This is a genomic window from Halobellus captivus (assembly GCF_007655485.1).
Classification (GTDB): domain Archaea; phylum Halobacteriota; class Halobacteria; order Halobacteriales; family Haloferacaceae; genus Haloquadratum; species Haloquadratum captivum.
Genome location: NZ_VJXQ01000008.1, coordinates 55,480 through 55,909, shown reverse-complemented (window position 1 = coordinate 55,909; position 430 = coordinate 55,480). Strand labels below are relative to the sequence as shown.

General features: G+C 53.0%; 1 pseudogene. It reads right to left on the bottom strand.

Annotated elements, in window-relative coordinates:
• Positions 1–430: pseudogene (locus tag FJT57_RS15480) on the bottom strand (IS6 family transposase); the annotation flags it as partial.

The following is a 430-nucleotide window of genomic DNA, read 5'->3' as shown; positions in this document are numbered from 1 at the left end:
AGGTGTTGAGCGCCATCAACCAGAAACACAGCGGATTCGATGTCGTGTTTCTGGCGGAGTTCTCGCAGGAAAATCTCGGTTAAGGCGGTCGTTGTCGTTGCAAAGAGTCGCAAATGGACCAATCATTTGTGTCGGGATCGACGGCCGCGTACAGGCAGAATTGCTCGTCATTGATTCGAATCACAGTTTCGTCGAGCGCAACGTGATTCGGGCTTCAACCCTCTTCGGGCTGTAGATCGGCTTTTTGGACTCGATTATGGATTGCCTTGCGAGAGCGCTCGACACCCACCTCTTCGAGAATCGAGACGGTATTCGACAGCGAGAGACCCGCTAACTGCAGTTGAATACCGAGCTTCATCGCACGCTCGAGTGTCCGCTGTCGCTCCACAAAATCCAAATTAATCCAGTCCGCACATCCGGCGAGGCAATT